The sequence below is a fragment of the Sphingobium sp. genome (assembly GCF_049304695.1).
Classification (GTDB): domain Bacteria; phylum Pseudomonadota; class Alphaproteobacteria; order Sphingomonadales; family Sphingomonadaceae; genus Sphingobium.
In genome coordinates this window covers 46979-72853 of record NZ_JBAQOK010000059.1, presented here as the reverse complement: position 1 = coordinate 72853, position 25875 = coordinate 46979, and the positions used below count along the sequence as shown (strand labels likewise).

General features: G+C 58.6%; 22 protein-coding genes. 14 read left to right on the top strand and 8 right to left on the bottom strand.

The annotated features are described in order from the left end of the window. Positions 1-33 precede the first annotated feature (33 nt). Positions 34-525 carry a hypothetical protein gene (locus WA070_RS09405; RefSeq protein WP_169575583.1) on the bottom strand — a complete coding sequence of 164 codons (492 nt, stop codon included), beginning with the start codon at positions 523-525 and terminating at the stop codon, positions 34-36. A 3-nt stretch (positions 526-528) separates the two neighbouring features. After that, positions 529-1593, bottom strand: a complete 1065-nt coding sequence (locus WA070_RS09400; protein WP_043151729.1) for an XRE family transcriptional regulator — start codon at positions 1591-1593, stop codon at positions 529-531. A gap of 205 nt (positions 1594-1798) precedes the next feature. On the opposite strand from WA070_RS09400, the gene WA070_RS09395 reads away from it, so the two are divergent. From WA070_RS09395 to WA070_RS09370, 6 genes are all read left to right on the top strand, one after another. After that, positions 1799-2743, top strand: a complete 945-nt coding sequence (locus WA070_RS09395; RefSeq protein WP_169575564.1) for a CBASS oligonucleotide cyclase — start codon at positions 1799-1801, stop codon at positions 2741-2743. Positions 2744-2745: 2 nt separating this feature from the next. Continuing rightward, complete coding sequence (locus tag WA070_RS09390; protein ID WP_206378097.1) at positions 2746-3240, top strand: hypothetical protein; 495 nt, start codon at positions 2746-2748, stop codon at positions 3238-3240. Continuing rightward, positions 3237-4133, top strand: coding sequence for an AAA family ATPase (locus WA070_RS09385; RefSeq protein ID WP_422633771.1), 897 nt, complete (start codon positions 3237-3239; stop codon positions 4131-4133). The genes WA070_RS09390 and WA070_RS09385 overlap by 4 nt, the downstream gene beginning before the upstream one ends. Then, on the top strand, positions 4133-5299 hold the full coding sequence (locus tag WA070_RS09380) for a hypothetical protein (RefSeq protein ID WP_422633770.1): 1167 nt from the start codon (positions 4133-4135) through the stop codon (positions 5297-5299). Before WA070_RS09385 ends, WA070_RS09380 begins: the two co-directional genes overlap by 1 nt. Continuing rightward, positions 5296-5853 (top strand): 3'-5' exonuclease, encoded by a 558-nt coding sequence (locus WA070_RS09375; RefSeq protein ID WP_169575590.1) that lies wholly within the window; start codon positions 5296-5298, stop codon positions 5851-5853. The genes WA070_RS09380 and WA070_RS09375 overlap by 4 nt, the downstream gene beginning before the upstream one ends. Positions 5854-6003: 150 nt before the next feature. Continuing rightward, positions 6004-7142 (top strand): IS3 family transposase gene (locus WA070_RS09370; RefSeq protein WP_169575060.1). Its coding sequence is split into 2 segments (ribosomal slippage): positions 6004-6271 and positions 6271-7142, totalling 1140 coding nucleotides; the frame shifts between segments, so codons are not numbered across the junction. 617 nt (positions 7143-7759) lie between these two features. Here WA070_RS09370 and WA070_RS09365 read toward each other — a convergent pair. From WA070_RS09365 to WA070_RS09355, 3 genes are read right to left on the bottom strand one after another with little or no spacing between them, the layout of a single operon-like run. Next, positions 7760-8740, bottom strand: a complete 981-nt coding sequence (locus tag WA070_RS09365; protein WP_169575061.1) for a hypothetical protein — start codon at positions 8738-8740, stop codon at positions 7760-7762. Positions 8741-8780: 40 nt separating this feature from the next. Continuing rightward, positions 8781-10904, bottom strand: coding sequence for a hypothetical protein (locus tag WA070_RS09360; RefSeq protein WP_422633769.1), 2124 nt, complete (start codon positions 10902-10904; stop codon positions 8781-8783). Further along, positions 10901-12175, bottom strand: coding sequence for a metallophosphoesterase family protein (locus WA070_RS09355; RefSeq protein WP_422633768.1), 1275 nt, complete (start codon positions 12173-12175; stop codon positions 10901-10903). The genes WA070_RS09360 and WA070_RS09355 overlap by 4 nt, the downstream gene beginning before the upstream one ends. A 372-nt stretch (positions 12176-12547) precedes the next feature. On the opposite strand from WA070_RS09355, the gene WA070_RS09350 reads away from it, so the two are divergent. The 4 genes from WA070_RS09350 to WA070_RS09335 all read left to right on the top strand — a co-directional run bounded on the left by WA070_RS09350 (position 12548) and on the right by WA070_RS09335 (position 16542). Further along, positions 12548-12709 carry a hypothetical protein gene (locus WA070_RS09350; RefSeq protein WP_422633767.1) on the top strand — a complete coding sequence of 54 codons (162 nt, stop codon included), beginning with the start codon at positions 12548-12550 and terminating at the stop codon, positions 12707-12709. Between the two features lie 221 nt (positions 12710-12930). Beyond that, on the top strand, positions 12931-14574 hold the full coding sequence (locus WA070_RS09345; protein WP_169575064.1) for an AAA family ATPase: 1644 nt from the start codon (positions 12931-12933) through the stop codon (positions 14572-14574). Beyond that, a complete protein-coding gene (locus tag WA070_RS09340) occupies positions 14574-15428 on the top strand; it encodes an HNH endonuclease (RefSeq protein WP_235955222.1) in 855 nt (284 codons plus the stop codon). Before WA070_RS09345 ends, WA070_RS09340 begins: the two co-directional genes overlap by 1 nt. Before the next feature lie 520 nt (positions 15429-15948). After that, positions 15949-16542 carry an alpha-ketoglutarate-dependent dioxygenase AlkB gene (locus WA070_RS09335; protein ID WP_169575065.1) on the top strand — a complete coding sequence of 198 codons (594 nt, stop codon included), beginning with the start codon at positions 15949-15951 and terminating at the stop codon, positions 16540-16542. Between the two features lie 10 nt (positions 16543-16552). Here WA070_RS09335 and WA070_RS09330 read toward each other — a convergent pair whose 3' ends face one another. Beyond that, a complete protein-coding gene (locus WA070_RS09330) occupies positions 16553-16711 on the bottom strand; it encodes a DUF6961 family protein (RefSeq protein WP_235955223.1) in 159 nt (52 codons plus the stop codon). Positions 16712-17090: 379 nt separating this feature from the next. Here WA070_RS09330 and WA070_RS09325 point away from each other — a divergent pair, with 379 nt between their 5' ends. The 4 genes from WA070_RS09325 (at position 17091) to WA070_RS09310 (ending at position 23491) form a co-directional block, all read left to right on the top strand. Next, positions 17091-17636 carry an RNA polymerase sigma factor gene (locus tag WA070_RS09325; RefSeq protein ID WP_169575066.1) on the top strand — a complete coding sequence of 182 codons (546 nt, stop codon included), beginning with the start codon at positions 17091-17093 and terminating at the stop codon, positions 17634-17636. Next, on the top strand, positions 17560-18687 hold the full coding sequence (locus WA070_RS09320; protein ID WP_422633766.1) for a FecR family protein: 1128 nt from the start codon (positions 17560-17562) through the stop codon (positions 18685-18687). Before WA070_RS09325 ends, WA070_RS09320 begins: the two co-directional genes overlap by 77 nt. 65 nt (positions 18688-18752) lie before the next feature. Beyond that, entirely contained in the window at positions 18753-21335 is a 2583-nt protein-coding gene (locus WA070_RS09315) for a TonB-dependent receptor (protein ID WP_169575068.1), read from the top strand. A 77-nt stretch (positions 21336-21412) separates the two neighbouring features. Next, positions 21413-23491 (top strand): Atxe2 family lasso peptide isopeptidase, encoded by a 2079-nt coding sequence (locus tag WA070_RS09310; RefSeq protein ID WP_422633765.1) that lies wholly within the window; start codon positions 21413-21415, stop codon positions 23489-23491. On the opposite strand, the gene WA070_RS09305 is transcribed toward WA070_RS09310, so the two are convergent. Next, positions 23427-25154, bottom strand: coding sequence for an asparagine synthase-related protein (locus tag WA070_RS09305; protein WP_169575070.1), 1728 nt, complete (start codon positions 25152-25154; stop codon positions 23427-23429). The two genes, WA070_RS09310 and WA070_RS09305, sit on opposite strands and share 65 nt — an antisense overlap. Next, positions 25151-25816, bottom strand: a complete 666-nt coding sequence (locus WA070_RS09300; RefSeq protein WP_169575071.1) for a lasso peptide biosynthesis B2 protein — start codon at positions 25814-25816, stop codon at positions 25151-25153. Before WA070_RS09300 ends, WA070_RS09305 begins: the two co-directional genes overlap by 4 nt. Between the last annotated feature and the right edge of the window lie 59 nt (positions 25817-25875).

The window sequence follows — 25875 nt, the reverse complement described above, 5'->3', positions numbered from 1 at the left end:
TTTGGTTGGCGCTCGTTCTCCTGCCGATCCAAGTCAACCGGCAAACCGGGTCAAGCGATGTTTCACTTCGTTCGCAGGAAGGCGGCAGCGGGGATGAGCAAAGAGCTGGGTCAGGCCACCATGCAGCCGATCGAACTGCACATGGTCGCCATCAGCCATCTGGTCGAAAAGCCATAGGACGCCATGCATGGCGATCTGTTCGATAGCGGCCAGCTCGCGCAGGATCCCGTCGCCGGTCAGCAGCGTCCATGTTCGGGACTCCGCAAGGGCGAAGGCAAAGGTATCGGGTACGGAGAGTTTCTGGTGCTGTCGATTGACGCCGGTCGCGCGCCGCAGTTCGGAAACTGTAAGTTCCTCGACGCGCAGCCCGAGCGCCATCAGCCTGTCTCCGAGTTCCCCTTCCAGTTCACGGATGTAAAGGAGATCAGGCACCGCGAACTCAAACGGCAGCAGGAACATCTCATCGAGAAGGTCCGCCCGTTCGAGGTCGATGATGACCGAAGTGTCGGAAACCAGAACCGTCACGGATCAGGCCGCCACCTGATCCAGTCGTCGATCGAGTTCGCGCACGGAAATGCCGAGTAGCTCGGCGGCCCGCGACTCTCCGATCACGCCTTCGGCCAAGGCCCGAAAGCATAGGCGCTCGAAACGACGAGGTTCTTCCAGTTCCGGCTTCATGCTTTCCGGTTCCTCGAATGGTGAGGTCCGCCAGCCACGCTCCGCAAAAACCTTGAACAGACGGGCGCAGGCCGCCTGGTTGATGATGCCAAGATCCTTGCAGCGATACGCCAGGGCCTGGATGCTGACACCGAACAGTCGCTTGAGCGCCACCAGTTCGCCGATGCTGATCGAGGATCGATGGGCGCCCACTTCGGCACGGAGCACGTCCGCCGGCATCAGAAACGCGCCAGCGAAGCGATGTGCGGCCTTCTCCTCGTCGACACCGCCAGAGGGAGCGATGACCATATGACCAAGCTCATGCGCCAGATTGAAGCGCTTGCGTTCCGACCAGGAGCTCTGCTTGATGACAATGACGCGCGCCGCATCGCTGCCCTTGCGCCGGACCTTGGCGGCAAGCCCGTCCACATCATCAAGATCGAGTGAGAGCACCTTGATGCCGCGTTCCTCGAGCAGCTCCGCGAGTTGCGGGATGGGGTCGTTACCCAGCCCCCAATCGTCCCGAACGGAACGGGCCGCATCTTCCGCATCCCGAATATCTGACACGGGATGCGGCGCGCTTCGCGGCTGTTCCCATTCGACGCTGCGCATCTGGAGCATGTCCTCGACCGCGAGATAGCGTTCAAGCATGTGAATGGCGCGCGCTTCGAGCGTGGCTTCCTCACGGGACGACGTGCCGACCTTCTTACGAAAATCCACGCCTTCCAGCGACAGCTCGTCCTCGTTCAGTAGATATTCCTCGGAGACAGAGAGCGCTTTCGCAAGGGCGATCAGTACGCGAGAACTCGGCATATCTTCGTTGCGTTCATACTTGCCGACGGCCTGAGCGGAGACGATGCTGCCCATGGCATCGGCAAGCGCCCGTAGCGACATGCCGGATGCCGACCTCGCGACCTTTAGCTTGTTTCCGATCATGATGGCCTCCTTGACGACCGCAACAGGTCGGTTTCCATAAATGCGATATAGGAACACTTTTGTAAACCAAAACCTCTTGAAAAGCGGTAAACAGCACTCAGATTAGGCTTAATGCTGCGCTAACTCGGATTTCTGTAAACCGAAGCGTGTTGCAAGGGGCCGGTCCCATTCCGGTTGAGAATGCCAAACCGGAAAGGGTGGGGCGATGGCTTTGAGTAACACGGAATTGCGATACTATGACAGCAATGTGCTGCGCTTGCCCGCGGATAAGCGGAAAGAGTATCACGCGCAGGTTGATCGGCTGATCACCGAGCTGTGCAAGAGTGTCCGCGACAAAACCGAAATCAAGATCACCAAGGTCGTGAAAGCGGGGTCGTTCGCGAAATACACGATTCTTCGCAAGACGGCGTCCGATCCGGTAGACGTCGACGTGGTGTTCTACATCACTGGCCGCGACGTGACCAAGGAAACCCTCGATAGCCTCAGCGCCACGATCTACGATCTGTTGATCAAGATTTATCCGACCAAATCGGTCGAGGATTTCGAGATTCAGCGCAAGGCCGCCACGGTGAAATTTGTTGGTTCGGGGCTCAGCGTCGACATCGTGCCGGTGATCGAAGATGCGACGCGGGCAGGCTATGGCTGGCAGTATGACATCCATGACGGCTCGAAGGTCCAGACCTGCGCGCCGTGCCAGATTCAGTTCGTTCGCGATCGCAAGAATCAGGACGGCGATTTCCGCACCCTGGTCCGAATGGCGAAGAAGTGGCGCAACTATGCGGAGATCAAGCCGCTCAAGTCTTTCGCCATTGAACTGATCATGGCGCATGTTCTGGCAACGCAGGGCAAGGCGGGCAGCGTCGAGCAGCGCTTCCGCAACTTCCTTCTCTATATCGCCCAATCGGGCCTCAAAGACCAGATCAGTTTCCCTGAGAACACCGCACCGTTCGGGTCATTTTCGGACCCGGTCGTGATCCTCGATCCGGTCTACAGCCTCAACAATGTGACCAGCCGGATTTCGGAGGCTGAGCGCAAGGAGATCGTCGCTGCGGCCCAGGAAGCGTGGGAGACTGCGAACTTCGCTTCCGCTGAAAATGACAAAGGGGTCTGGAAGGAACTCTTCGGTCCCGGCTTCAAGGTGGAGGATTGACCATGAGCCAGACGCGAACCGCATCCGCCACCTATACGACGACCGATGTTGAGAATGTCGTGCGGCGGGTGAAGGCAGATCTCACGATGATCGCCGACAGCACCGGCACATGGACGGCTGCGGAAGCGGCCAACTATGCCCATGACATCGAGGTGCTGGCCAAGGCAGGGTATCTCGCCTGGGTCGATCTCACCTTGCTCCAATACGGGGTCGAGAAGAAGGCCGTCCGCTTCAATGTCGACACCGATGCCGGCGGCCTGACCACGAGCCGCCCCGGCGGCGTGCTCTGGCCCCGCCTGTCGGGTGCGACGCTGCGGATCGTCATCAGCTACACCGCTGACTATACCGACGAAGCTCGCCGGGCCACCAGCGGCAAGCTGAAGATTGGTTGGACCACGTCATATGACGACACTAGCCATTCCAGCCTGAGTTCGTCGGGTGGGCGCAACTATGTCAGCTGTGCCTATGGCATGCAGCGCAAGGATTGGGCCGCATGAGCCAGCCGAGTATCTTCGATAGCGAAGTCGCGCTCCCCAGCGATGTGCTGGCTGCGCGCGAAAAGCGGTTGTTGGGGTTCGATGTCCGTTACACCCGCGTTCACGACCAACTCCGCCTATTGCTTAACGTCAGCGCCCTGGGCGACTGGAACCGTCAAAAGCATGGCGGCAAGCTTGCCCTGTGCGATCTGGTCGCCGAGCAATATCCGCTGGTGATTTTCCACGGGGACGTCGGCACCGGCAAGACGGCGACGGCGGAATGTATCGCCAACCGCCTTGTCGCGGAGTCGAGAAGTTCGGATTCGATGCTGTTCAAGCTGTCGAACCGGGTACGCGGCAATGGCATGGTCGGCGAAATGGGGAGCCTCATCACCGAGGCCTTCCACAAGGTCGTCCAGGCGGCGGGTAAGAGCCGGCGCGCGATCCTCATCATCGATGAAGGCGACAGCCTCGGCGCTTCCCGATCGCAGGATCACAGCCATCATGAAGACAAGGTGGCTGTCAACACGCTCATTCAGGGCGTGGATGACCTGCGCCAATATGGCGGCCGGATCATTGTGATTCTGTGCACCAACCGTCTGTCCGTTCTCGACGCCGCGCTGCGGCGCCGTGCCGCCATCATCGAGGAGTTCCGCCGCCCATCGGACCAGGAGCGCGGGCAACTCTTCCAGATGGATCTGGCCGGCCTTGATGCGGGGGCGGCCCAGATTGCCCAACTGGTGCGGGCGACGGCCGCACAGGAGGGGCGCCCGCCCTGGACCTATTCCGATATCCGCACGCGGCTCTATCCAACGGCGCTGGCCCAGGCCTATCCGGATCGCGCCTTGTGTTTCGACGATCTGCTTTCGGTTGCCGCGACGCTTCATGCTTCGCCTGTCATGGAGGACAAGTGATGGCGCGCTCCCCGCTGTTCGGACGCCGCATCCATATCTCTGGCAGCGTGGCCAAGGATCTCACCATCGCCCCAACGGCTGACGTTGAAGCCGCGCGCACACTGGTCGCCGGGCTGGTCAAAGAACTGGTCCGGCGCGGTGCCAACTTCGTCATCCCGGTCGATGCCGAGCCTCATCGAGAGGGAGATGGCCTGCCGGTCTGCTTCGACTGGCTGATCTGGAAGGCCGTGAAGGACAATCTGGCGCATCGGCCGCAAAATGTGCCGGGTCCGTTTGTAGTCGCCGTGCAGCACCATAAAACCGAAGAGCAGATTCCTGAAGAACATGCTGAACTTTGGGATGAGTTGCGCTCGTCCCAGCTTATCAAGATCGAAAGCGCCGCGCAGTGGAATATGAACAGCAAGCGCATGGAGGCGCAGGCACGTTTTGGTGACGTTCTCATCGCTCTGGGTGGCGATGAAGGCGTCCTTTATCTGGCGAACCTCTATCATGAAGCCGGCAAGCCGATCGTGCCGCTCAACCTCCCGCTCTGCGCTGAGACGAAGGGCGCGCGGCGGCTCTACAATTTTGGTCTGGCCAGCAGTCAGACCCGCCGCCTGTTCCAGATTGCGGACGATGGCGATGCTCATGACTGGATCAACCGGGTCGGCTTTCCAAGCCGGCAGAAGATCCCGGACCGCATAGCGGCACTGGTCGATCTGTTAGAGGCGTTGGAACGACCAAAAGCGTTCGCGGTCCGACTGCTTAATCCTGATCTCGACGATTATGAAGATGTGCAGACCTTTTTCGATCTGGTTGTAAAGCCGGTTATCGAGGATGAACTGGGCTATCGCCTGGTCGTCATCGACGGACGGCAAGCCTATGAGCATGCCCGCATCGATCAGGAGATATTCGCCAAGCTGCACCGCAGCAGCATCGTCCTGGCCGACATCACTGGAGCGCGGCCCAACTGCTTCCTGGAACTGGGCTATGCCCTTGGTCGCTGCCTGCCCACCATGGTCATGGTGCGTGAAGGTGCCAGCCTGCCGTTCGACATCACAACCTTCTCCGGTCTCCACTGGAAGGTCAGCGGTAGCGCAGAGGATCGCAAGCGTGCTTTTCGCGAGCATTGGAATGCGATCCGCAATCGTCCCTCTCTCGTGCCGACGGAGCCACTGATCTCATGAGCGACAAGCGCGAGATATTCGTATCGGTGGACGTGGAAACGGCGGGACCGATCCCCGGCGAATACAGCCTGCTTTCGATCGGCGCCTGCTCGGTCTTTGCACCGGAAGAGGCGTTTGCCTGTGAACTGAAGCCGGTCGGCGATAAGTTCGATCCCAAGGCTCTCGAAGTGACCGGGCTCTCGCTGGAGACGCTGGCGCAGACCGGGGATGATCCCCGCCTAGCCATGAAGAAATTCGCGCAATGGCTGGGTGATCTGGGCGGCGATGATGCGACCGTCATATTCGTCGGGTTCAACGCTCCCTTCGACTGGTCGTTTATCAATTACTATTTCCATCGCTTCCTCGGGGAGAACCCGTTCGGCTTCACTGCGCTCGATATCAAAGCGATGTATATGGGAGCTACGGGCTGTTCCTGGGCGGACACCCGGTCGAGCCGGATCGCGCAGAAAGTATCGCCGACCCTCACCGGCACCCACGATGCCTTGGCCGATGCTCGCTATCAGGCGGAGATATTCCGGTTGATCCAGGCAAAGCTTGTACTTCAAGGGAAATGAGATCCAAAGTTTGACCTGTACAAATGCGAAAGGGGCTTAAGTCATGCTTCTTGGCTGCGAGATTGAGAGGTGGCCTGGGAAATCTGGACATTGAGATGAGTGGATTTTCTGCCTGACGGCGGCCAGGATGGCCGCGTGACAGGAGTAGAAATGAGCAAACGACCACGCCGGAATCACAGCCCGGCTTTCAAGGCGAAGGTAGCATTGGCTGCCGTGAAGGGGGAGAAGACGCTGGCCGAGTTGGCGCAGCAGTTTGACGTGCACCCAAACCAGATCACGACGTGGCGTAGCCAGTTGCTGGAGGGCGCGGCCGGGGTATTTGATTCGGACAATGCGTCGGCAACGGCCGAGCCGGCGATTGACATGAAGACGCTGCACGCCAAGATCGGCGAGTTGACGCTGGCGAACGATTTTTTGGCCGGCGCGCTCGGGAAGGCCGGTCTGTTGCCGAGCGCAAAGCGATGATCGATCGTTCGCACAGTTTGCCGTTGGCGCGGCAGGCGCGGGAACTGGGGATCAGCCGGGGCAGCGTCTATTACCTGCCCAGACCGGTTTCGGAGGCTGATCTGGCGATCATGCGGCGCATCGACGAGTTGCACCTGGAATTTCCGTTCGCAGGCAGTCGCATGCTGCGCGATCTACTGCGGCAGGAAGGCATGAAGATCGGCCGCCAGCATGTAGCTACGCTGATGAAGAAGATGGCGATCGAGGCGATTTACCGCCGCCCGAACACTTCAAAGCCGACGCCGGGGCACAAGGTATATCCCTATTTGCTGCGCAAGCTGGCGATCGTACGGCCCAATCAGGTATGGGCGACCGACATCAGTTACATTCCGATGGCGAAGGGGTTCGTCTATCTCGTGGCTATCGTCGACTGGTTCAGCCGCAAGGTCCTGGCCTGGCGGGTGTCGATCACGATGGAAGCCGACTTCTGTGTCGAGGCACTGGAGGAAGCTCTGGCGCGCTTCGGCAAACCGGAGATCTTGAACACCGATCAGGGCAGCCAATTTACGAGCATGGCCTTCACCAGCGTGTTGCTCCGCGAAGAAATCGCCATCAGCATGGACGGTCGGGGCGCATGGCGCGACAATGTGATGGTCGAGCGCCTGTGGCGCTCGGTGAAATACGAAGAGGTTTATCTGCACGCCTACGGCGGGGTCAGCGAAGCCCGATCATCGATCGGTCGGTATCTGAGCTTCTACAATAGTAGGAGGCCGCATTCGAGCCTTGCTGCCAAGACGCCGGACCAGACCTATTTTGACAACCTGCCCATGTTGATGGCAGCTTGAATTTGGCCGCCGATATGGGGCGTCACTCTGGTCGGCTACGCCCTCCCGACATGACGCCCCATATCGGCAGTTCGATGAAATCGGCAGACGATCCACTTAACCGTTGCAGATCCCTGTTCAAATCAACCCGGCCACCTCTATTGCGCGATACTGCTGCCTTCTTCTTCACTAAGTGCGGCGCGCCCTCTAGTTGAACGAACGACCGCTCCAGCCAGTTTGCCGCCGGGAAGCGGACTTGCCGGATCGTCCAACCTTTCGGACGTGGAGAAGCCGACAATCGCACGTTGGCCTATGTCCGCTTACCGGGAATGAAAAAGCGATCGGGAAGGACCACAAAGGGTCGACTATCGACCCACCTGATTAGCGCCACTTAAAACGGGAACGCCCGGCCCTGGGGCTTTCCTGCCATACCCAATCGGTATGTCGAACGACAGGTCTTGTCCGAAGCCGACATTTAGAGCTTGTTCGATCGGCATGGCAGAGCGCAGAAAGTTGGGCCGATTGCAGAATGACCGATCTCGGTATGGCGCCCGCATATAGCTGCCGGCCACGCCAGATTAGTGTTGCGAAATGCCAAGGACACGTCAGTTCGCTGCTCGGACACCGCTGTCCCACGTTCAGTGTGCATCGAGATAGCCCATCGGTTCAAAACGATCCTCGATACTATAGAGGAACACCTGCCCGGTCGGCGCAACGTCCTTGCTGGCATAGGAGCTTGGAATTCGACACACGACTTCGAGATTATCAAGGTCCAGCGCCCCTAGGGCCAGCGCGAGAGATTGGGCTTTGGAGCCAATGGCCAGGCCGACGATAGCGCGGGTTGGATCCTTCGAACAGAAATCATGGACATGTCCGAGTACGCCGATCATGTCGTTAATCTTGAAGTCCGCGCGGACGAGGGTCGGCTGATTGGTCAGATCCTCATAAGCCGCCTTCTCGCTCCCAGTCAGTTTGTCGGGCGCAACCCCATCTTCGATGAACACGACGCTCAACCGCGCTGGCTCATATCGGTCGATAAAAGGGAGGGAGTAACCAATCTCGCCGCCGAGGATGACGACGAGATCGCGCACCGGCGAAAAGGTATTCGCTGATTCCAGAAAAGGGATCTGGATGGAAGTCCATTCGCCCTCTGACACAATCGAGAGCGGTCCCCCGCCGCTGGCGTCGCCGGTCAGATCATAGTGACCGGCTGCATAAAGACAGTCGAGGCGACAGAGATAGTCCTCGTTGAATCCTAGGCCGCACAGGAAGCTGACGTAGGATTTAGGAAGACAAGTGATGTCGAGTAGTATCCTGAGGGGGCGCTTATGGCGCACGAACTGGTCGCGCACCATGGCTTGCAAGCTCGCGATGTTGGCGTCGAGTTCAGTCGAGCGACCGAGCATCAACAGTTGATTGTTGGGACAGAGCTCCTGCAAGATGGCGAGATTGGCGTCCTTGGCATCGTCTGTTGCGGGCTTCGACGAAGCGAAGCGCACGAAGACCGTCGGATAGTTGGTGCCACCGATCGTTTGCAAAGAAGTGGGATTGCGCGATTCCCAGCTCACGGCGCAAATAACGAGATCATAGATCGCCGTCATCGCCGTATTAGCGGTCACCTGGCTCTGCCTGACAAGAAAACGGCCTATCGACAAGGGCTCAGACATCATCAACCCCGATCGAAAGGTCGAGATCAAGCTGCCCCCCGCTGCCCCCGCCTAAACGCGCGGCCATGCGCTGACCCCATGCGGCAGAATCGATCTGGTTGTTCCGGTCCAAGAGTTGGGCGAGATCATCGACCTGGATCGCCACTGTCTCATATGCACCGCGGTGCGAAAACCTATAGTGAGGCGCGAAGCGATGATGCAGGCGAAACTTAATATTGCGCGCCTCGCCTTCGGAAGGCTTCACCCCGGCCCCGAGCTGGATCGCCGACGTGCGAATGTAGCCGGCGAGTTCAGCCTGCCGGATCACGTTCCAGACGATATCCTCGTTCGCTTGACGCTCGGGGTTTGAGCGTGCCTTTGTCCGATCGGGAAAGCGGACCGTAAAAACCCCGCGCTCCGCTCGGCCGAGGGTCGTTGGATCATGCCAATTGCTTTGCAGGTTGGCAGTGAAATAGCCGAGGCCGTCGATGAACTTGGTGACGATGCTCGCATCTAGTTCCGATCGATTGCTGATCCCACTCAAATAGGAGGTGCTGGCATTGTATATGCCGCGCTCCTGCATCCAAGCCGCTACTTCGGTCCGGGAAGCTGCAAAGCGATCAAGCGCGTCGACCGTTTCCCGGTTGATGTTGTGGCGATGACAATAGGCGTCGAAGATTTCGCCGACGATCTCGAGAAAGTCCCGCACCGAGCCGTCTGCAAGCTGAGCGATCATCGGCACTCCGCCATAAGCAAGGCGTTTGAACCCGAGGCGTGAGGCGAAATGAAGAAGGGCGGCCGCCTGCTTGCGCCGCAGCCAAGCGATTTTCGCGCCATCCTCGAATATATCCAATCCGCTCAGCAGGCGTCGTTCATCCGCCGGTCCGAACTCGGACTTGAACGCGTCCTCACCATCCTCCGAAAGAAGGAGGACATAGGTCTGATAATAAGGCAGGTCCTTCGTTCGCGGCGGATAGGCGCGACGGTAGCTTTTGAAACGGCTGCGCAGCGCGGCGCGCAGGCTTGTCGCAACCACCGCAAGCCTTTTTGCGTAAGGGCTTTCAGACTCGTCGATAATCGCTGCAAACAGGTCATTGATGTCGCGGCTGCCCAATTTGATATCGAGCGGGAAGAATTGCTCAATGCGGCCTTCATAGGCTTTTTTCGCCTCCTCGCTGACGGCGAAATAGAGGCGAAGGCTGAGAACTGCCTGACAAAGCGCCTTGAACTCCTCGGCGGTTCGCAGGTCGAGACGGACAATCTTGCGATCATGGTCGGTGAGCGGCTGCTGCTCGATGAAGGTCTCTGACGTGTCGAAGAAGGAGCCGACCGAACTGACAACCCACGATATCGGGTGATTGCTGATCCGGACGAGGGTGTTGAGGCTGCGCTGCTGGATGGGACTCAACACTTCGCAATCATCCAAACAGAACTTGAATCCAATCTCTGCGTTGGCGGACCCTGGCATCTGGATGACAGCCGTGATCTTTTCGGTCACGAATTTGAGGATTTCCCCTGCGTCGCGCGGTGGCAGACGATCGCCGAGCTCCTTCACTGTGCCGCGACCGCATGCCTGGTTCATTTCCCGGACTATCGTGCGGCAGAGCTGAGCGAGCGTGAGGAAGGTTGACGGGCGCTGACCGAAATCGACAAGTCGAGGAAACTCACCTGTCACGGTGTCGACGATCTTGAGCTCTTCGATTGGACGATAGAGGAGGGCCCCGGCCACACGCAGGTCGTGGCAGGCTGTCAAGCACCGTTCAAGACAGACCAGTTCGACCGCAAGCGAGAAGAAACGATGCAATTCGAAGTCGGGATTTGGAGAATCAGGGTAGATCGTTTCCCAAGCCGAGTGGGACAGTGAGGCGCTGATGTGGTCAGGAAATTTCACATAGACGCCGATGTGATCGAAATCGGTGAGCTTGTGCTGAAGTTGAAGCGAAGGATTCCTCATGAGATCCTCCCAGCAGATGCTCCTCAGCAACGTGGTCTTTCCACTTCCGCGGCTCCCGCGGACATAGACTGACTTTTCCTGGGTCAACCTATCGGCGGCCGGAGGAAACCAAATCAGGTGGTGCCCCCGGCGCTGATGTTCCCATCGGGTCGGGCGAAACGGATTAAGGTCGCCTGCTTTCATAGCCTCGACCTCACCAACCAATGTTCGCGTCCGAGTTCATGATGTTCGATGGTCACCAGCTGATCAGCGGTTAAAAGTTCCAGGGCTTCCTCGGTGGCGTCGGCCGCGTGGGTTGCGCCAGCCTTCTGGGCGCAGCTCATCATGTCGCCCCAGAAGCAGCTCTGTTCTGCGATGATCTGTTGATAGATGGCCACGACCACTGCGTTAGGCGGGCGCCTACGTCCCGCCCCGATCGGAATGACCTGTCGTTGCATGGCCGCGAACACACCGGATTCGGCGAAGCGCCATGGTTCTATGTAGCAGCTCAGAGGCAAGCCAGCCGGGGTGAAGACGATCTCGACAACGTTGAAGCCTTCCGACGCCTCTGGCGCGGATATGCACACGAGAGGAGCGCCTGCAGAAGTCTGGATAATTTCCACCGGGTCCTCGTGGATATGACCGTGCAGGTAAAGGACCGGCCTTCCCAATTTACTAAGTTCGCTGCGGATCGCGCCCGAATTGACGAGCTCGGTGTAGGGGGCCAGCCTGGGCAGCCTTTGCGGCAAGATATTATGGTGAGCGCAAGCGATGATTAGCGACCCGCCAGGTAATTTCGAGGCGCCTTCGACAAGACCTTGGACCGTATTTTTGCTGAAGGCGGGCGTGTCAAGCTGGCGATCATAATACGACCGCGTCGCCTTCTCATCGACACCTTTCGTCAAAGCGGAGTTAATAGCCTTCACGATCTCGTCGCGAAACTCCTCCGGGATATATTCTGGCGAGCCGCATCCCCAGCAGCTATTGAGAAGCGCGACATCGATCCGGCATGGTCCTTTTTGATGGTCGAGCCAGATGGGCTTGTCGACCGGGAGCAGCGGAAGGCCGGCGTTCGTCATGGCCTGCTGAAGAGGGGTGAACTTCGTCGTATAACTGGGCTTGGCGGCAAGCACGCGATCGATATCGTGATTACCCGGCACGATGCCGACCTTCAGAGCCTCAAAGCGGCGTCCCTTGCCGAGCTGCAACGCTTCCGCGAGGTAACGCACACAGGCCCTGAAACCGTTGAGATCGCCTTGTTCGGCGAGATCGCCCATGAACAGGAGGAAGGCAAAGTCGTCCTGCTCAAGAAACTGATGAAGCCGCCTAAAAACAGTTTTTATTGGCCCGCCAGCCATCCGGTTCCGCAGTTCCAGCGGAAACCGGCGGTCCTTTTCGTCAAGCTTCAGCCCCAATTTTGCCGTCCGTGCGAGATGAACATCGCCGACCTGCAATATTCTCAAGCGCGGTAGCATTGGTCAGTGGCATCCTCTCCTGATCTGACATAATCGGTAGGCGTTCGTTAGCTGCAATCCCTATGATGGCACTTCGCGCGCCAAGTCCATCAAAATGTCATTAGAAAATACGAGACTCGAATTGATAAGCCTAAGCGCATTTTCGGCAGCCAGAACCCAAAATTTCTGTGTATGACTACAGCTTAAAAACTGCGCCACATTCGAAGCCATTTCGGTGCGACCATTCGCGCTCGCGGAACGAGCTCCGCTTGAGCCCCTAATAATTTGCCAGCGAACACCCTCGTCACAAGTCCCTCCAAGTCCTTTCAGCTTCGATAAGTAATTTTTGCAGAGCGACAAATGACGGGATACGGGCCTTCACAGGCGGCTGGAATGACTGAACTGAGTCGTAATGCCGCCGGTCTGGTCAATGAAGCGGGGATGGCAGATTTCGGGACAGGGCAGACGTTTCGCGCTGGTCTTGGAACGGCATGGTTGGTCGCGAGCTGCTGGAACCGGACGGTCTGCACCCAGGGACCGAGATTTGGTCGCTGAGGGTCTCATAAGGGTCGGCTGCGGCGGAAATGCGCCAATATCGTCATTGTGGCAGCCGCGACGTTTAGCTGAAAGCTGCCGTCTATCAATGCGGCGATTGCGGGTCGAATGCCCATTAGTCGATCAGGACAAATGAGTTGCATCGCGCCGCCGCATCGCTAACGAAGGGCCTCATAAAAGATCAATTGTGCTAAGAATGCTCTTTCTGGGACAAAAAATACATGTCGCAGCTGCGCCTCTTCATCCAGCCACCCGCTCGCAACATCGCGTCAGTCAATGCAGACGATGCCCTCATTCTTCTAGGTGATAACTGGAACGACTATAGCTACCGCACCCTTTATACGCTGTATTACAAGCACAAGGGCACCATCCATCAGGTCGGCAGGCTCAAAATCCTTAAAGAGGGGCAGCGGGAAGGTAATATACCGCTGCCGGTCGGGCAGGCAAAGGTTTTGCAATTCAAGAAACATGTCGTCTCGCTTGGCACCTCTATCGACTATTATATCCGCCTGATCGAGCTCGGGCTCCTTGATAAAGTACGGGGGCTGTTCAATGATCTTTCTTCGCATCCCGAACTGCGCGACGCCTTCGCCAAGGAACCGGGCCTCGCAATCTCACTTTACCGCGATCACAATCGACCCGATGATTTCTACGACGAGATCGGGCGGACGGTAGCTGCTGGCGGAGCGCCACCGGGCGACGATGAGTTCACCCTCGCGTTCACGCCGATGGGTTCCAACGAGCCGATAACCTTCAATCTAGGCGGAACAGAAGCGCAGGTGGGGTTGCGCGAGCCCCAGCCGTCTCGGCGCGCGGGCATCATCATCGGACCGAACGGGGTTGGAAAGACACACCTGCTCGCGCGCATCGCCCGCGTAGCGTATGCACCACCCGCCGAGCGTGAGCAGCTGGCGTCCGTGGAGGGAGCCATCGCCGATGGTCCGGGTTTCCCCAATATCTTGGCAGTCTCCTACAGCTCGTTCGATAATTTTGTTCCGCCTATGCTCGAGGGCGACGATCCCGAAGAGCGTCGCGCCGATTTCATCGCTGGCCGTGGACGATACGTTTATCTCGGTATCCGCGATCCAGCGGCGCTGATCGAAGGCAGTGACGTGACGCCACGGCTGGTCACCCAAGTAGAAATGGCGGACACATTCGCCAGCCACATTGCGCGTATCCGCGAGCTCGACCGGTTCAAGACGTTCGCCGAAGTCATGCGGCCGGTGCTGGAGGAAGTATCGGTCCGCGCCTATGCTGGCATTCCACCGCATGACGCACCGGAGGAAGAAGAGGATTTCTGGGGGCTGGACGAAATCCGCGTCGAGCAGCTCAACCGCTGGATCGGCCAAGATCCCGCCGCCGCCTTTCTGAAGTTGTCGAGCGGGCACAAGATCGTCCTGCACCAATTGGCGGGTATGACCGCTCTGCTCCAGCGACACGGCCTCGTGCTGATAGACGAACCAGAAACTCATTTGCATCCGCCTTTGCTCGCCGCCTTGATGTCGGCAATCCGCCGCTTACTGTCTCACCAGCGAGCCTATGCCTTGGTCGCCACCCATTCGCCGGTCGTCGTACAGGAAGCGCTGGCGGACCAAGTGGTCATTCTCGCAGGGCGGGAGCCGACCATCTCCAAGCCCCCGTCGATCGAGACCTATGGCGAGAATGTCGGCGCGCTGAGCCGCGAGGTCTTCGGTTTCTATCCGACCGCCGGGGATTACCGGAATGTGCTCGACCGTATGGTCACTACCTATGAGACCGTCGAAGGGGTGGAGGAAGCGCTAGGGTCCCGCTTGTCCTCGCAGGCGCTCGCCCATGTCATGGCCACAATCGTGCGGCGGGCGAAAGAAGACAAGGTCCACGACTGATGTATACGCTGCGTTATCCGCACAAAAAGGTCGGCGACCCCTTCAACGTGCTCAAGAGCGGGTTGAGCTCAGCGGTGCCTAGGGCGATGGAGGATAAGCTCCGTCCGCTATATCTCAGCTATTTCATGGGTGCGGGCGCCGGCTGCAACATCACGGCGGACAAGCCCTTTCGGGTCAAATATGGTGCGAAACTGCGCGCTGCGTACAAGAAGACATATGAGGGCAAGCAACTCTACTGGTTGCGCACCGAATTGCTAGCAGTTGCCGGCAATCGCTGTCCAAGCTGTGGCGGCGCGCGTCCCGTGACGCTGGATCACCATCTGGCGCAGACGCCGTTTCCTGAGTTCGCGATCTTCCCGCTCAACCTTGTTGCGATGTGTGGCCCATGCAACCAACACAAGTCGGCGTCGACTGGCAAAACGATCGCCACTGCTTTCATTCATCCTTATATCGACCAGATTCCCACGGTCTCCTTCTTTGCCCCGACCGTGACGCGAGCAAACGGTAGCTACACCGTCAGTTTCACGTTCACGCCTGCAGCGATTCCCGATGCCATGCTCGCTGGTCGTATGGAGCGTCAGTTAAAGCGGGTCGACTTCAACAAGGCACTGCTCCCCGAGGTCGGTGAATTGCTCAACGAACTGGCACTTCGGATCGAGCGCGAAATCGTCCAGCCCAATGGCGGTGTCATCGACCAGCCGCTGATCGAGGCATATCTCCATGCAAATGCTGACCGGATCGAAGAACAGCATCGCGTGGGATTCTGGCAGGCGATCATGTCGCGCGCGCTCGCGAACGAAGCCGGGTTCTGTTCGGGCGGATATCGCGATCTACTAGCACGGTCGCCGACTTGAAAAAGATCGGAAGCCTGAGGGGCTTGCGCCTTCCGCTGGAAGCAAAGCGCCAGGACGCTGCGACAGCGCTCCATCACCGTTGTTGAATAGCGTTTCGGCCTCTCAGCTTCTGTTATTGCGGATTTCAATCTGCAGGGTGCCAGTCCGGATCGGCCATTGGTAAGCTCCGAGGGCCGACAAGCGGACGGTCGGCACCTGGGTATCGAAAATCGAGCGCTGAACGGCCGGGAAGGGTCGGATTTTACGAAGGACACTTGCCCCTCTCTTAATCCAATGGGTGGAAATAAACGCCCCAGCCTACTAAAATGGCTCGAACTTCACGGCGGCTCACTGACGATTGCAGTTTTCCAAGCCGCACCGCTCCGACCCCATTTGCCAAACAATATAAAATCAATGTCGGAATCCGGTCAGTGCCCAAAACTGACTCGAATTGATTGAACGCTTTACGGACCTCGCGCTCTCCATCAAAAAATCAGCTATGCGATTGCCTTGTGCGCGTAGCCTCCCAATCTATACGTGTATGGCCAGCCTGTTCCCCGACCTGTTTGAGACCCCGAAAATCCCGGGCTTGTCCTATCGGGAAGACCTTATCTCCCGCGATGAAGAGTTGAGGCTGATCGACGGGATCGACGCATCCGCGCTCGAGCCGTTTCGTTTCCAGGGTTGGCTCGGCAAGCGCCTGACCAGTTCCTTCGGCTGGCGCTATGACTTCGACGACGCACGCTTCGGACCTACAGATCCCATGCCGGATTGGCTGCTACCGGTGCGTGCAAAAGCCGCTGCCTTTGCCGACCTTGAGCCCGCCAGCCTAGCCCAGGCGCTCCTCATCCGCTACGATCTTGATGCCGGCATAGGCTGGCACCGTGATCGCCCGGTCTTCGACCATGTCGTCGGCATTTCGCTGGGCGTGTCGGCCCCCTTGCGTTTTCGGCGGCGCAACGCCAGCGGGTTCGACCGCGTCACCGTTCCGCTCGCGCCGCGTTCGGTCTATCACCTTTATGGCGAAGCGCGGTTCCAATGGGAGCATAGCATAGCCGAAATGGGAGAGACCCGCTGGTCGATCACCTTCCGTACGCTCGCTGAGAAACTGGCGGGCCGGAACATGATCAGATAGCTGCCCACCTTCAATGCTCCATGGTGCCCGCATCAAGAAGCAGGTCCAAGCGCGTCGCAATGTCGAGCCACCGCGCAACGCCGGCGCGATCAGCCGCCAGCGCCAGCGTTCTTACCCTTTCTGTAATAAAGTCGGCGGCGTTCGCGCCATGTTGCCGTTCGACCGCCAACGCTTCGGCCCAGCCTGGATCATGCTCGAGAGAATCGAAGCAATGCAGGATCAGCGCTCAGCAGTACCAAGGCCCAGCGTAGCCATCAGGAATAACTATTCGTCATGGCCTCTTGATATGCGGACTGGGCCGCTGCATCATAAGCTGGCAGGGGGGATTTAGCTGACAGCCCCGCTGTAGGATTATCCTGTCAGGCATAACTGACGCCCCTCTGATTTTTGGGGCGGTCGGAGCGACGGCGCGCCATCGCTTGAGACACACCTAGCGCAATCGCCCCCGGGATTCTCGGGACCGATTCTGTCGGCCTGTTGGCCAAGCTCGCGTGTTACGTCCTCTCCCCATCAATCGATCCCAGACAGATCGCGCGCAACCGCGTCCTATGCCCGACAAGCATCCAGGCGGCGGTCTATCTGTCGCAAAAGACAGCGCATACACGGCGATTCTAAGTGATACCTACAGCACAGAAGCTCCGGGCCTCATCCGCTATTTCAAGCAACGCATGCGGGATGACGAGGACGCCAACGATCTCATGCAGGAAGCATTTGCCAGGCTTGCAGCCCATATGCGTACGAAGATACTCGTTCATCCAGCGTCCTATCTGCAACGCATAGCCCGCAATCTTCTCGTGGATCGAATGCGCAGTGCGAGACGTGCGGCGGCGACCATAGGGCCGACGCTGGATGAACTACCCGAGATCGGCGCTGCCCCGGAACAAAGCTTCGGAATCGAAAGGCAGGATGTTATGCGTCTCTACAAGGCGGCCGTCGATGGTCTCCCTGAGCAGACCCGGCAAGTCTTCCTCATGCATCGGGTGGACAATCTGACCTATCGAGAAATCGGTGAAAAGCTTGGAATCGCTGTACCCACCGTTCAATATCATCTGGGCCGCGCACTGGCGCGTATCGCACAAGCTCTGGACGACTGACATGCTCGATGAACAAGAGAAGCGCTCCGCCTTGCGCGAAGAAGCCGCATCCTGGTTCGCCGCGATGCAGGGTCCAGATGCCCAAAGCCGAGACCAGGAATTCAAGGCATGGCTTGCCGCAGATCCAGACCACCGAATTGCCTACGCGCGGATCGCGGAAGTCTACAGCATGGGAAAGTCGCTGGTGTCGCCGACCAAAGCCGAAGCAGACGCTGCGCCGACGCACCGCCGACATGTGGTGGCTCTTGCGGCGGCGGTCGCTGTGATCCTGCTTTCCTTCTCTGCCATCGTCTGGATGCCAGCTGGCAATGAAGGCCAAAAGAACGGACCCGCAATAGTCGCCGACGCTGGGCAACATACCGCCGCATTCGCAAGCAGGGTCGGGCAGATCCGAAAGGTTCAGCTTGCAGACGGATCAAAGATTACGCTCGACACGAACAGCATCGTGTCGATGCGATTTACGCCAAGTTCAAGGTCGCTCCGCCTGGAGCAGGGCAAGGCCCGGTTCGAAGTGGCCCATGAAAAGAGGCCGTTTACCGTTTCTGTCGGCGACGCCACCGTGACCGCTCACGGAACAGTTTTTGATGTCGGCTTCCGCTCGGACCATATATATTTCGTCCGCCTCCTGCGCGGATCGGTGGACGTCGCGCAAGCCAACCATGTTGTTGGACACGATATTACCAGCAAACCGAAATTGCTGCGCCCCGGGCAGGTGGTCGAAGCTGGGGGATTTGGCGTGCGCGACCTGCCAGCATCCTTCGCTCCGGCAGCAGGGGAAAGCTGGACCTCGAAAATGAGGCAGTTCGATAATGTGAGAGTAGGCGATCTCATCAGTGAGGCAAATCGCTACTCGCATATCCAGATCAGGCAGCCAGTCGCGGAAATTGCTGATCGGCGGGCGTCAGGCACATTTGCGATCGACGAACCTCGAAGGCTGGCCACCAACCTCAGCCTTCTCTTCGGCTTGAAGATCGCGGAGACGCCTGACAGCTCCATAACCCTGACGCCATCCGACACAAATATTTCACAGAGCGGGGCCGAAACCCCATAAATTCAAATTCGGCAACGTGGAGCCTGTCAGAGCATCGAAGAACGATGCGAAGACAAGGGGTCCTCATGCGGAAAATCTCTCACAATCTCGCTAACGCCATCGCAGTTGCCAGTGCAGTCGGCATCGCCACCGCCTCGCCGGTACTGCTAGCGGGCACGCAGCCCGAGCAGACATTTCACATCGAGGCGCAGAAACTTGCCGATGCGTTGCGCGCCTTGGGGACCCAAGTCGGACGCGAAGTCATGTTTCAGCCGGCGCTGGTGGAGGGGCACCTGTCGCCCAAGCTGGACGGCCGCTACTCCCCCGCGCAAGCGCTGCGGCTGCTCCTCAAAGGCACGGGTCTGCGTGCCATTGAGAATGGCAGCAGCTTTGTAATTGTGGCGCGCTCAACCTCCCAGCGATCGCCGGAGGATGGCGACCTCTCATCCGATACCATCCTCGTGACCGGGTCCCGCATCAGGGGTGCCAGTATCGCGGCACCCGTGATCGAAGTATCGCAAAAGGAAATGCGCCGGTCGGGGCAGAATGATCTGGGTGAAGTCATTCGATCCCTGCCACAAAGCTTCAGCGGCGGACAAAACCCCTCAGTCGCACCGGGCAACGTCGGGATCGCAAACCAGAACCTCTCCGGCGGTTCTACGGCAAACCTCCGCGGCCTCGGCGGCGACGCCACGCTGACCCTGCTCAACGGCCACCGTCTCTCTTACGGATCCGCAGTCCAGGCAGTCGATATCAGCGCGATACCTGTTTCGGTCGTGAGCCGCATGGAGGTCATACCCGATGGCGCTTCGGCCATTTATGGATCGGACGCCGTGGGCGGCGTCGTCAACATCATCCTGAAGCGAGACTATGAGGGTTATTCGACCTCGGCGAGATGGGGCGCGGCAACGGACGGCGGCGATGTCGAGCAGCAATATAATACCACTGCCGGTATCCGCTGGAACTCTGGCGGATTCATCGTGGCCTATGACTTCCTGAAGGGCAGCGACATAACCGCGCGCGATCGCAGCTACACCGACTATATGCCGGACGCAGCCACCCTGCTGCCCGAGCGCGAAAATCACAGCGTCATTCTCAGCGGACACCAGGCGATCGGCCCAAATCTCGAATTTGCGGTCGATGCACTTTTCAATCGCCGCGAGATATCCTCAATGCTCGCGCTCGACGCGCGTTCGGGCTATCTCAACACGCCAGTCAACAAGAGCTTCGCGTTGGCCCCATCACTGGCCTGGAGGATCAATCCCGACTGGACGGTGAACTTGAGCGGCCTTTATGGCCGGGACCGCACTGATTACGATCAACGCTATTACTCGAACGGCGCTGTCGCGAGCAGGGCCTATGGTTGTTATTGCAATGTTGCGCGATCGGTAGAGTTGGGCGCGGAAGGCAAGCTTCTTAGTCTGCCGGCGGGAGACGTCCGCCTGGCGATCGGCGGCGGTTACCGATATAATAGTTTCGAGGATACAAACGCATCTGGCAGCCGGTCCAACGGGGGTGGCAGCATCGATAGCAGCTACGCCTTCGGCGAGCTTAACGTCCCCCTCATATCGCCCGAACAAGACTTGAGCTGGGCCTATCGGATTTCGATTAATGGAGCCCTGCGCTACGAGCGCTATCCCGGTATCGACGAAGTCGCCACGCCCAAGCTCGGCCTCATATATGCACCGACCCGCGATTTTGATCTCAAGGCTTCTTGGGGCAAATCGTTCAAGGCGCCCACGCTGTTGCAGCAATATCAGATGCGCTACGTCACCCTGCGCGCGGCGTCCGCCTATGGCGGATCCCAATTCCCAAGCGGCTCAGTCGCCATGATGAGCCAAGGCGGCAATCCCGATCTGAAGCCTGAAAGGGCGGAAACCTGGACGATCACCCTTGGTGCGCATCCTAGCGCGATCCCAGGCCTTCAGTTGGACGCTTCCTATTTCAACATCCGTTACAAAAACCGGATTATCCAGCCCATCTCTGGGGTCAATCAATATTCCGCGTTAAGCAATCCCATCTTCGGGGACTATGTGATCTACGCCCCGGACGCGGCTACGCAGGCTGCTCTCATCGCGTCGACCAACGGGCAGCTGAATAATTACAGCGGAGCGCCCTATGATCCATCGTCCGTCGTCGCCATTGCCTTCAACAATTTCATCAATGGCACTGAGCAGAAAATCCACGGCTTCGATCTGAGCGGGCGGTATAGCCTTCCAATAGGCGCATGGGGCGAACTGAATGTGGGCGGCAACGGGTCTTGGCTTAAATCGACCGAACAGATCAACGAGAACGCTCCGGTTACCCGCCTCGCTGGTATCATCTACAATCCACCCAAATTCCGGGGCCGGTTTAACATAAGCTGGACCAAGGACAGCTTCACGCTGGCAGGCTATGTCAACCATTCGGGGCGGCTGCGCGATACGCGCTCCACAAGTGAGAATGACGTCAAATCGCAAACCACGTTCGATCTGAACGCGCTTCTCACCCTGCCAGCCGACACCCCGCTTGGTGCATGGGATTTTGCACTCAGCGCTCGTAACCTGTTCAATGCCCGGCCACCTTATGCTGCACCAAGCGGGGGCAACAGCTTCTACGTCAACTATGATTCAACCAACTATTCTCCCATCGGTCGCTTCGTAAGCCTGAGCGTCACAAAGCATTGGTGACAATGATGACCAGAGCATTTGCCAGGCCGACTCCTTCCAATCCGTCCGGTGCTGCCAGGGCCCTGATATGCGCCGCCATGCCCTTGTTCATGGCGACGCATGCCATTGCCCAACCCCACAGCAACCCCGTAACGGAGGGAGGGAGCATCCCATGCTCTCTCCCGATCAATTGGACGAATAACCGGGCTTTCAGGGACATCACCGCGGAAGCCCTGATCGGCTTACGCGATTTTGGCGGCGTTTCGTTGGATGGCGCACCAATACAACTGTCCCCGGACGGCGACATGATTGCGCTTCAGCTTCGCCAGGCGAACCCGGCGTCTAACCGCTTCTGCTCGGCGCTCGTCCTGGTTCCAACAGATGGCCGTACCCCAGCGCGTGTGATCGACGACGCGGGCGACATCGAGCGCGCAAGCTTCGACAAATATGGTCTGGTCGGCATACCGCTCGGCATTCCCAAGCCTCCCTTGGTCCGCTGGCATCCTAACGGCCGGTATCTCGCCTATGTCAAACAGCGTAGCGGGAAGGCAGAAATCTGGATCATCAAGCCCGACGGAACAGACCGTCATATGCTCATTCAGTCCGAGGTCGATGTCGAGGCACTGGAATGGTCAGAAACTGGCGACGCGCTCCTATTTCGGAGCCGTCCCGGCCTTGTGGAGGCAAGAGATGAAATCACGCGAGAAGGCCTGAACGGCTTTCGCTATGACGACCGCTTCTGGCCGCTGGGCAGCAATCGGCCCCTGCCCACAAACCAAATTCCATCGGTCGTCCAAGCGCTTGATATTGGCAGCGCTACCGTCCGGCCGGCGAGCCAGGAAGAGATAACGCGAATAGTGTCCCCTGGCGGGGCCCGGCCCGCTGGGGCGAGAGCCCATGCTCGGTTCGATGCCGATCATGTCGCCTGGTCCATCGCCGACGATCCCGCAAAATTTCGACAGCCAGCGCGTCTGCACGTTCGTGTCGGCGCGAGGACATTTGAATGCCTGGCCATTGCTTGCCGGAACGTTACCGACTCCTGGTGGCTGCCTGGCGGCAAGCAGCTGATATTTGCCACGCGCGAAGGCGCATCGGACGAGAAGACCGGGTTTTACCGCTGGATTCCTGGAAGCAGTCGCCCACGCAGGATCCTGCTCACTGACGACGCGCTGTTTGGCTGTGGAGTAGCAGACACACAGCTTATCTGCGCTCGCGAAACCTCCCTTCGGCCCCGACATATTGTCTCGATCAACGTAGCGACCGGCTCCCTCGACACGATTTTCGATCCTAATCCGGAATTCGCGCAATTTCGGCTTGGTAGAGTCCAGCGCCTGGCGTGGAAGAACAGCTTCGGGATAGAGGCTTTTGGCGACCTCGTCCTTCCGGCCGGAGTTAGGCCGGGAACGCGGTTGCCACTGGTTATCGTCCAGTATGAATCACGAGGCTTTCTGCGCGGCGGAACGGCGGACGAATATCCGATACAGCTTCTCGCATCACATGGGTTTGCGGTTCTCAGCTTCAACAAGCCCAAGGCCTATGCGTTGCACGGGCCGCCTGTCACCTATGATGAATATCTTCAGGCGAACCAGAAAGACTGGATAGATCGCCGGAGCATATTGTCCTCGCTTGAGACCATTATCGATCGTCTCGAACAAAGCGGCGTCGTGGATCCGCGCCGGGTGGCGATCACAGGCCAGAGCGATGGCGCCACAACAGCGACCTTCGCGCTGATCCATTCCAACAAGTTCGCCGCCGCAGCCCTGAGCACATGCTGCGAAGATGCGAGCATGATGGTCGGCAACGGCGAAGGATATCAGCGATGGTATGGAAGCTTGGGTTATCCCCTTCCCGGCAGTCGGGCGGATGCCTTCTGGTCGCAATCCTCATTGGCTATGCATGCAGATAAGCGCCCCATCCCTATCCTCATTCAGGCTTCGGAAGAGGAATATCGAATGGCGCTCAACACGTTTGAAGTGCTGCGCGCCAAACGATGGCCCGTTGAGATGTACATATTCCCAGACGAAGGGCATGTGAAATTCCAGCCCGCGCACCGCCTTGCGGTGTATCGCCGTGTGCTCGATTGGTTGCGACGCACCCTGAACGGGTCAGCCGTTAACGGGCGCTTCGCCCCGCCAGCCACGCCTCCGCATCCACGAAAAGCGCGAGACGGCTCATGACCTCCGGACGCAATTTCTCCGGTCTGCTCAGGGCATCGAGGCATGCCGCACGATCCAGAAGACCTTGGGCCGCGAGTTGGCCATCCGCGAGCATGGACCTGATGACGCCGATGTTACGCATGAAGCCCGCTTCGAAAAGCTGGCCGAATGATCCCTTTGTCCGGCGCGCTATGATCTCATCTGGCAACATTCGGCGGAAAGCCTCACGCACGAGCGACCGATCAACGCCTTTGTGCGACCAGCGCCAAACCGGGATGGAAAGGCAATATTCCATAAGTGGTTGGGAGAGTAGCGGATAAATAGTGGGGCGCCCGCCGATGTTGAGAAACTCGGTGAAATGAATGGCCTCCAGCGTCGCCGCGATATGTTGACGCTTTCCCGGACGCCGCTTGCCGCCGCGCTCAATCCACGGATGAACGGGCAAGGCGTCGGCATTCTTCTCGCCTAGAAATCGCACGTCCACCCTGTGGGCAAATGGGCGATGCGCAAAGACCCCATGCCTGATTGAGCGCGCCAATATCTGCCACATGTCGCAGCCGGTCATCCGCGTCAGGTTGGATATGGTTGACCGATATTTCGCGCCGAAGCCGGTATCCAGGAGACAGTCGGTAGCAGGATAGGAAGAATGGATGAAGGCGAAGATATTGTCACCGCCTCCCCCGCTGAAATGGGCGTCCGCTAAGCAGACGTCGGCGACGTCGGCGGAGGCTCTGTCGATTGCCTGCGTAAAGGCGCTCGATAACGGTCTTGGCTTGGCCGAGGCTAGCGATCTACTGTAATCAATGTCATGAACCTTGAGCAATACTTGATGGAGCGGGAAACCGTACATGCCAGCGACCGCCGCCGCATAGCTTCTCTCATCTCCCCTCCCTGTGCCAAAGACGGCATTCAAACAGTTCACATCCGACTCGTGTGCCCTGAGCGACGCAGCAATGACCGAGGAATCCAGACCTCCAGACAGACCCAGTAAAGGGCGAGGAAAGCGCCGCGCCCAGGCGGTAGTTGCATTTTCGATCTCGCGCTTCAGTCGATCCGCAATCGCCTCGACAGGCTTTTCGATCAGATTTGCTTCAATCTGCGGAATCCACCTTGGCTTGCATGTCAGCCTATCAGCCGACCATGTGACGCACAAACCCGGCAAAAGCTCAGACACGCTGTGAAGACAGGTCTCGTTCGTTCGTACCATGGGATTGCGCAGATGCCTTGCCAGGATGGACCAGTCGGGATCGGGCACCCCAGCCTCAACGAACAGCCGATCTGCGTCATGCGCGACGTGAAGCTGACCGATATCCTGGCGATAATAGCATGGGACTTGGCCAGACGGATCTCGGACCAGTTCAACATGTCCAGTCGGGGCATGGTGAAGGACAGCGACATACCGCCCCCAATAGTCCACGAGCAGCGCCTGAATCGGATCCTGCTCCCGTAGAATCTGCGAGAAATCGCTCGGCGACACAATTCGATTTGCGGTCCTGTCGAATAGATTGCCCAATAACAGCAAATGGCGGCCGCGATCGTCGACAGCTTCATAGCGATCAAGGTCGCTGGACAGGCTCTTCAGGGAGACCGGCGTCTCTGCATTCCCCACCCCACTCTCCACGGGACCAGGAAAACTCGAAGCCGCAGGCCGAATGTCGATCGCGAAAGAATAGAAGCTGCTCATTTGATGCCTCTGATCACCGTATAAGGGGCGATGCCCTCCAGCGTGTCGTTCAGCACGATGTCGTCGACCTGAAGCCAGCAATGCGCCGAGAATGGATGAAGCCTCACCCCGACAATCATGTCGGTATCCACGCCATAACACGCCAGAAAATATTTGAGTGCTCGTGTGCGGCTAACGCAGTTCAGCCGGAGCGGCAGCAGCCGCTCCGCGCACGACATGGCCTCAAGCAGATCAACAATCTGGGCCCGGCCAGAAGCGTTCGCCCGCAATTTCCACCAGCGCGCTTCAAGCCCGAACGTGAACAATGCTTTCGGGCGATATATCTGCTTGAAACGCGTGGCGAGCAAAATAGCCATCGCCCGCACCAGGGTTTGCCGGCGGACCGAGACGTCCGGCAGAAGAGGCGCATCACGCGCTGGCAACTGAATATTTGGCAACGCCAGGCCTGTTGCGTCCGCAACGTCGGTGACCAATATCCCGGCGTCTATGAAATAGCGCAAAGCCGGTTTCGCCTCGGGGCCATGATCCTCGATGAGGCAATCTGAAAAGGCGGCGGTCTTTGCAGGACTGAGAGCAAAATAGCGATCGGCCGTGAGATCGAGGAAGACGGCCTGCCCTTCGGTCACACAATAGGCAAGGCCCGGCCGCAGCATGACCAGCATGGGGCAAAGCTCCCGTAAAATTCTTGAATATGACCCGGCGCGCTAAAACGCGCGCCGGG

Coding starts and splice junctions, on each gene's coding strand:
- WA070_RS09400 (WP_043151729.1), bottom strand. CDS start 1,593: ATGATCGGAAACAAGCTAAAGGTCGCGAGGTCGGCATCCGGCATGTCG.
- WA070_RS09395 (WP_169575564.1), top strand. CDS start 1,799: ATGGCTTTGAGTAACACGGAATTGCGATACTATGACAGCAATGTGCTG.
- WA070_RS09390 (WP_206378097.1), top strand. CDS start 2,746: ATGAGCCAGACGCGAACCGCATCCGCCACCTATACGACGACCGATGTT.
- WA070_RS09385 (WP_422633771.1), top strand. CDS start 3,237: ATGAGCCAGCCGAGTATCTTCGATAGCGAAGTCGCGCTCCCCAGCGAT.
- WA070_RS09380 (WP_422633770.1), top strand. CDS start 4,133: ATGGCGCGCTCCCCGCTGTTCGGACGCCGCATCCATATCTCTGGCAGC.
- WA070_RS09375 (WP_169575590.1), top strand. CDS start 5,296: ATGAGCGACAAGCGCGAGATATTCGTATCGGTGGACGTGGAAACGGCG.
- WA070_RS09360 (WP_422633769.1), bottom strand. CDS start 10,904: ATGAAAGCAGGCGACCTTAATCCGTTTCGCCCGACCCGATGGGAACAT.
- WA070_RS09355 (WP_422633768.1), bottom strand. CDS start 12,175: ATGCTACCGCGCTTGAGAATATTGCAGGTCGGCGATGTTCATCTCGCA.
- WA070_RS09350 (WP_422633767.1), top strand. CDS start 12,548: ATGACTGAACTGAGTCGTAATGCCGCCGGTCTGGTCAATGAAGCGGGG.
- WA070_RS09345 (WP_169575064.1), top strand. CDS start 12,931: ATGTCGCAGCTGCGCCTCTTCATCCAGCCACCCGCTCGCAACATCGCG.
- WA070_RS09340 (WP_235955222.1), top strand. CDS start 14,574: ATGTATACGCTGCGTTATCCGCACAAAAAGGTCGGCGACCCCTTCAAC.
- WA070_RS09335 (WP_169575065.1), top strand. CDS start 15,949: ATGGCCAGCCTGTTCCCCGACCTGTTTGAGACCCCGAAAATCCCGGGC.
- WA070_RS09325 (WP_169575066.1), top strand. CDS start 17,091: ATGCCCGACAAGCATCCAGGCGGCGGTCTATCTGTCGCAAAAGACAGC.
- WA070_RS09315 (WP_169575068.1), top strand. CDS start 18,753: ATGCGGAAAATCTCTCACAATCTCGCTAACGCCATCGCAGTTGCCAGT.
- WA070_RS09310 (WP_422633765.1), top strand. CDS start 21,413: ATGCCCTTGTTCATGGCGACGCATGCCATTGCCCAACCCCACAGCAAC.
- WA070_RS09305 (WP_169575070.1), bottom strand. CDS start 25,154: ATGAGCAGCTTCTATTCTTTCGCGATCGACATTCGGCCTGCGGCTTCG.
- WA070_RS09300 (WP_169575071.1), bottom strand. CDS start 25,816: ATGCTGGTCATGCTGCGGCCGGGCCTTGCCTATTGTGTGACCGAAGGG.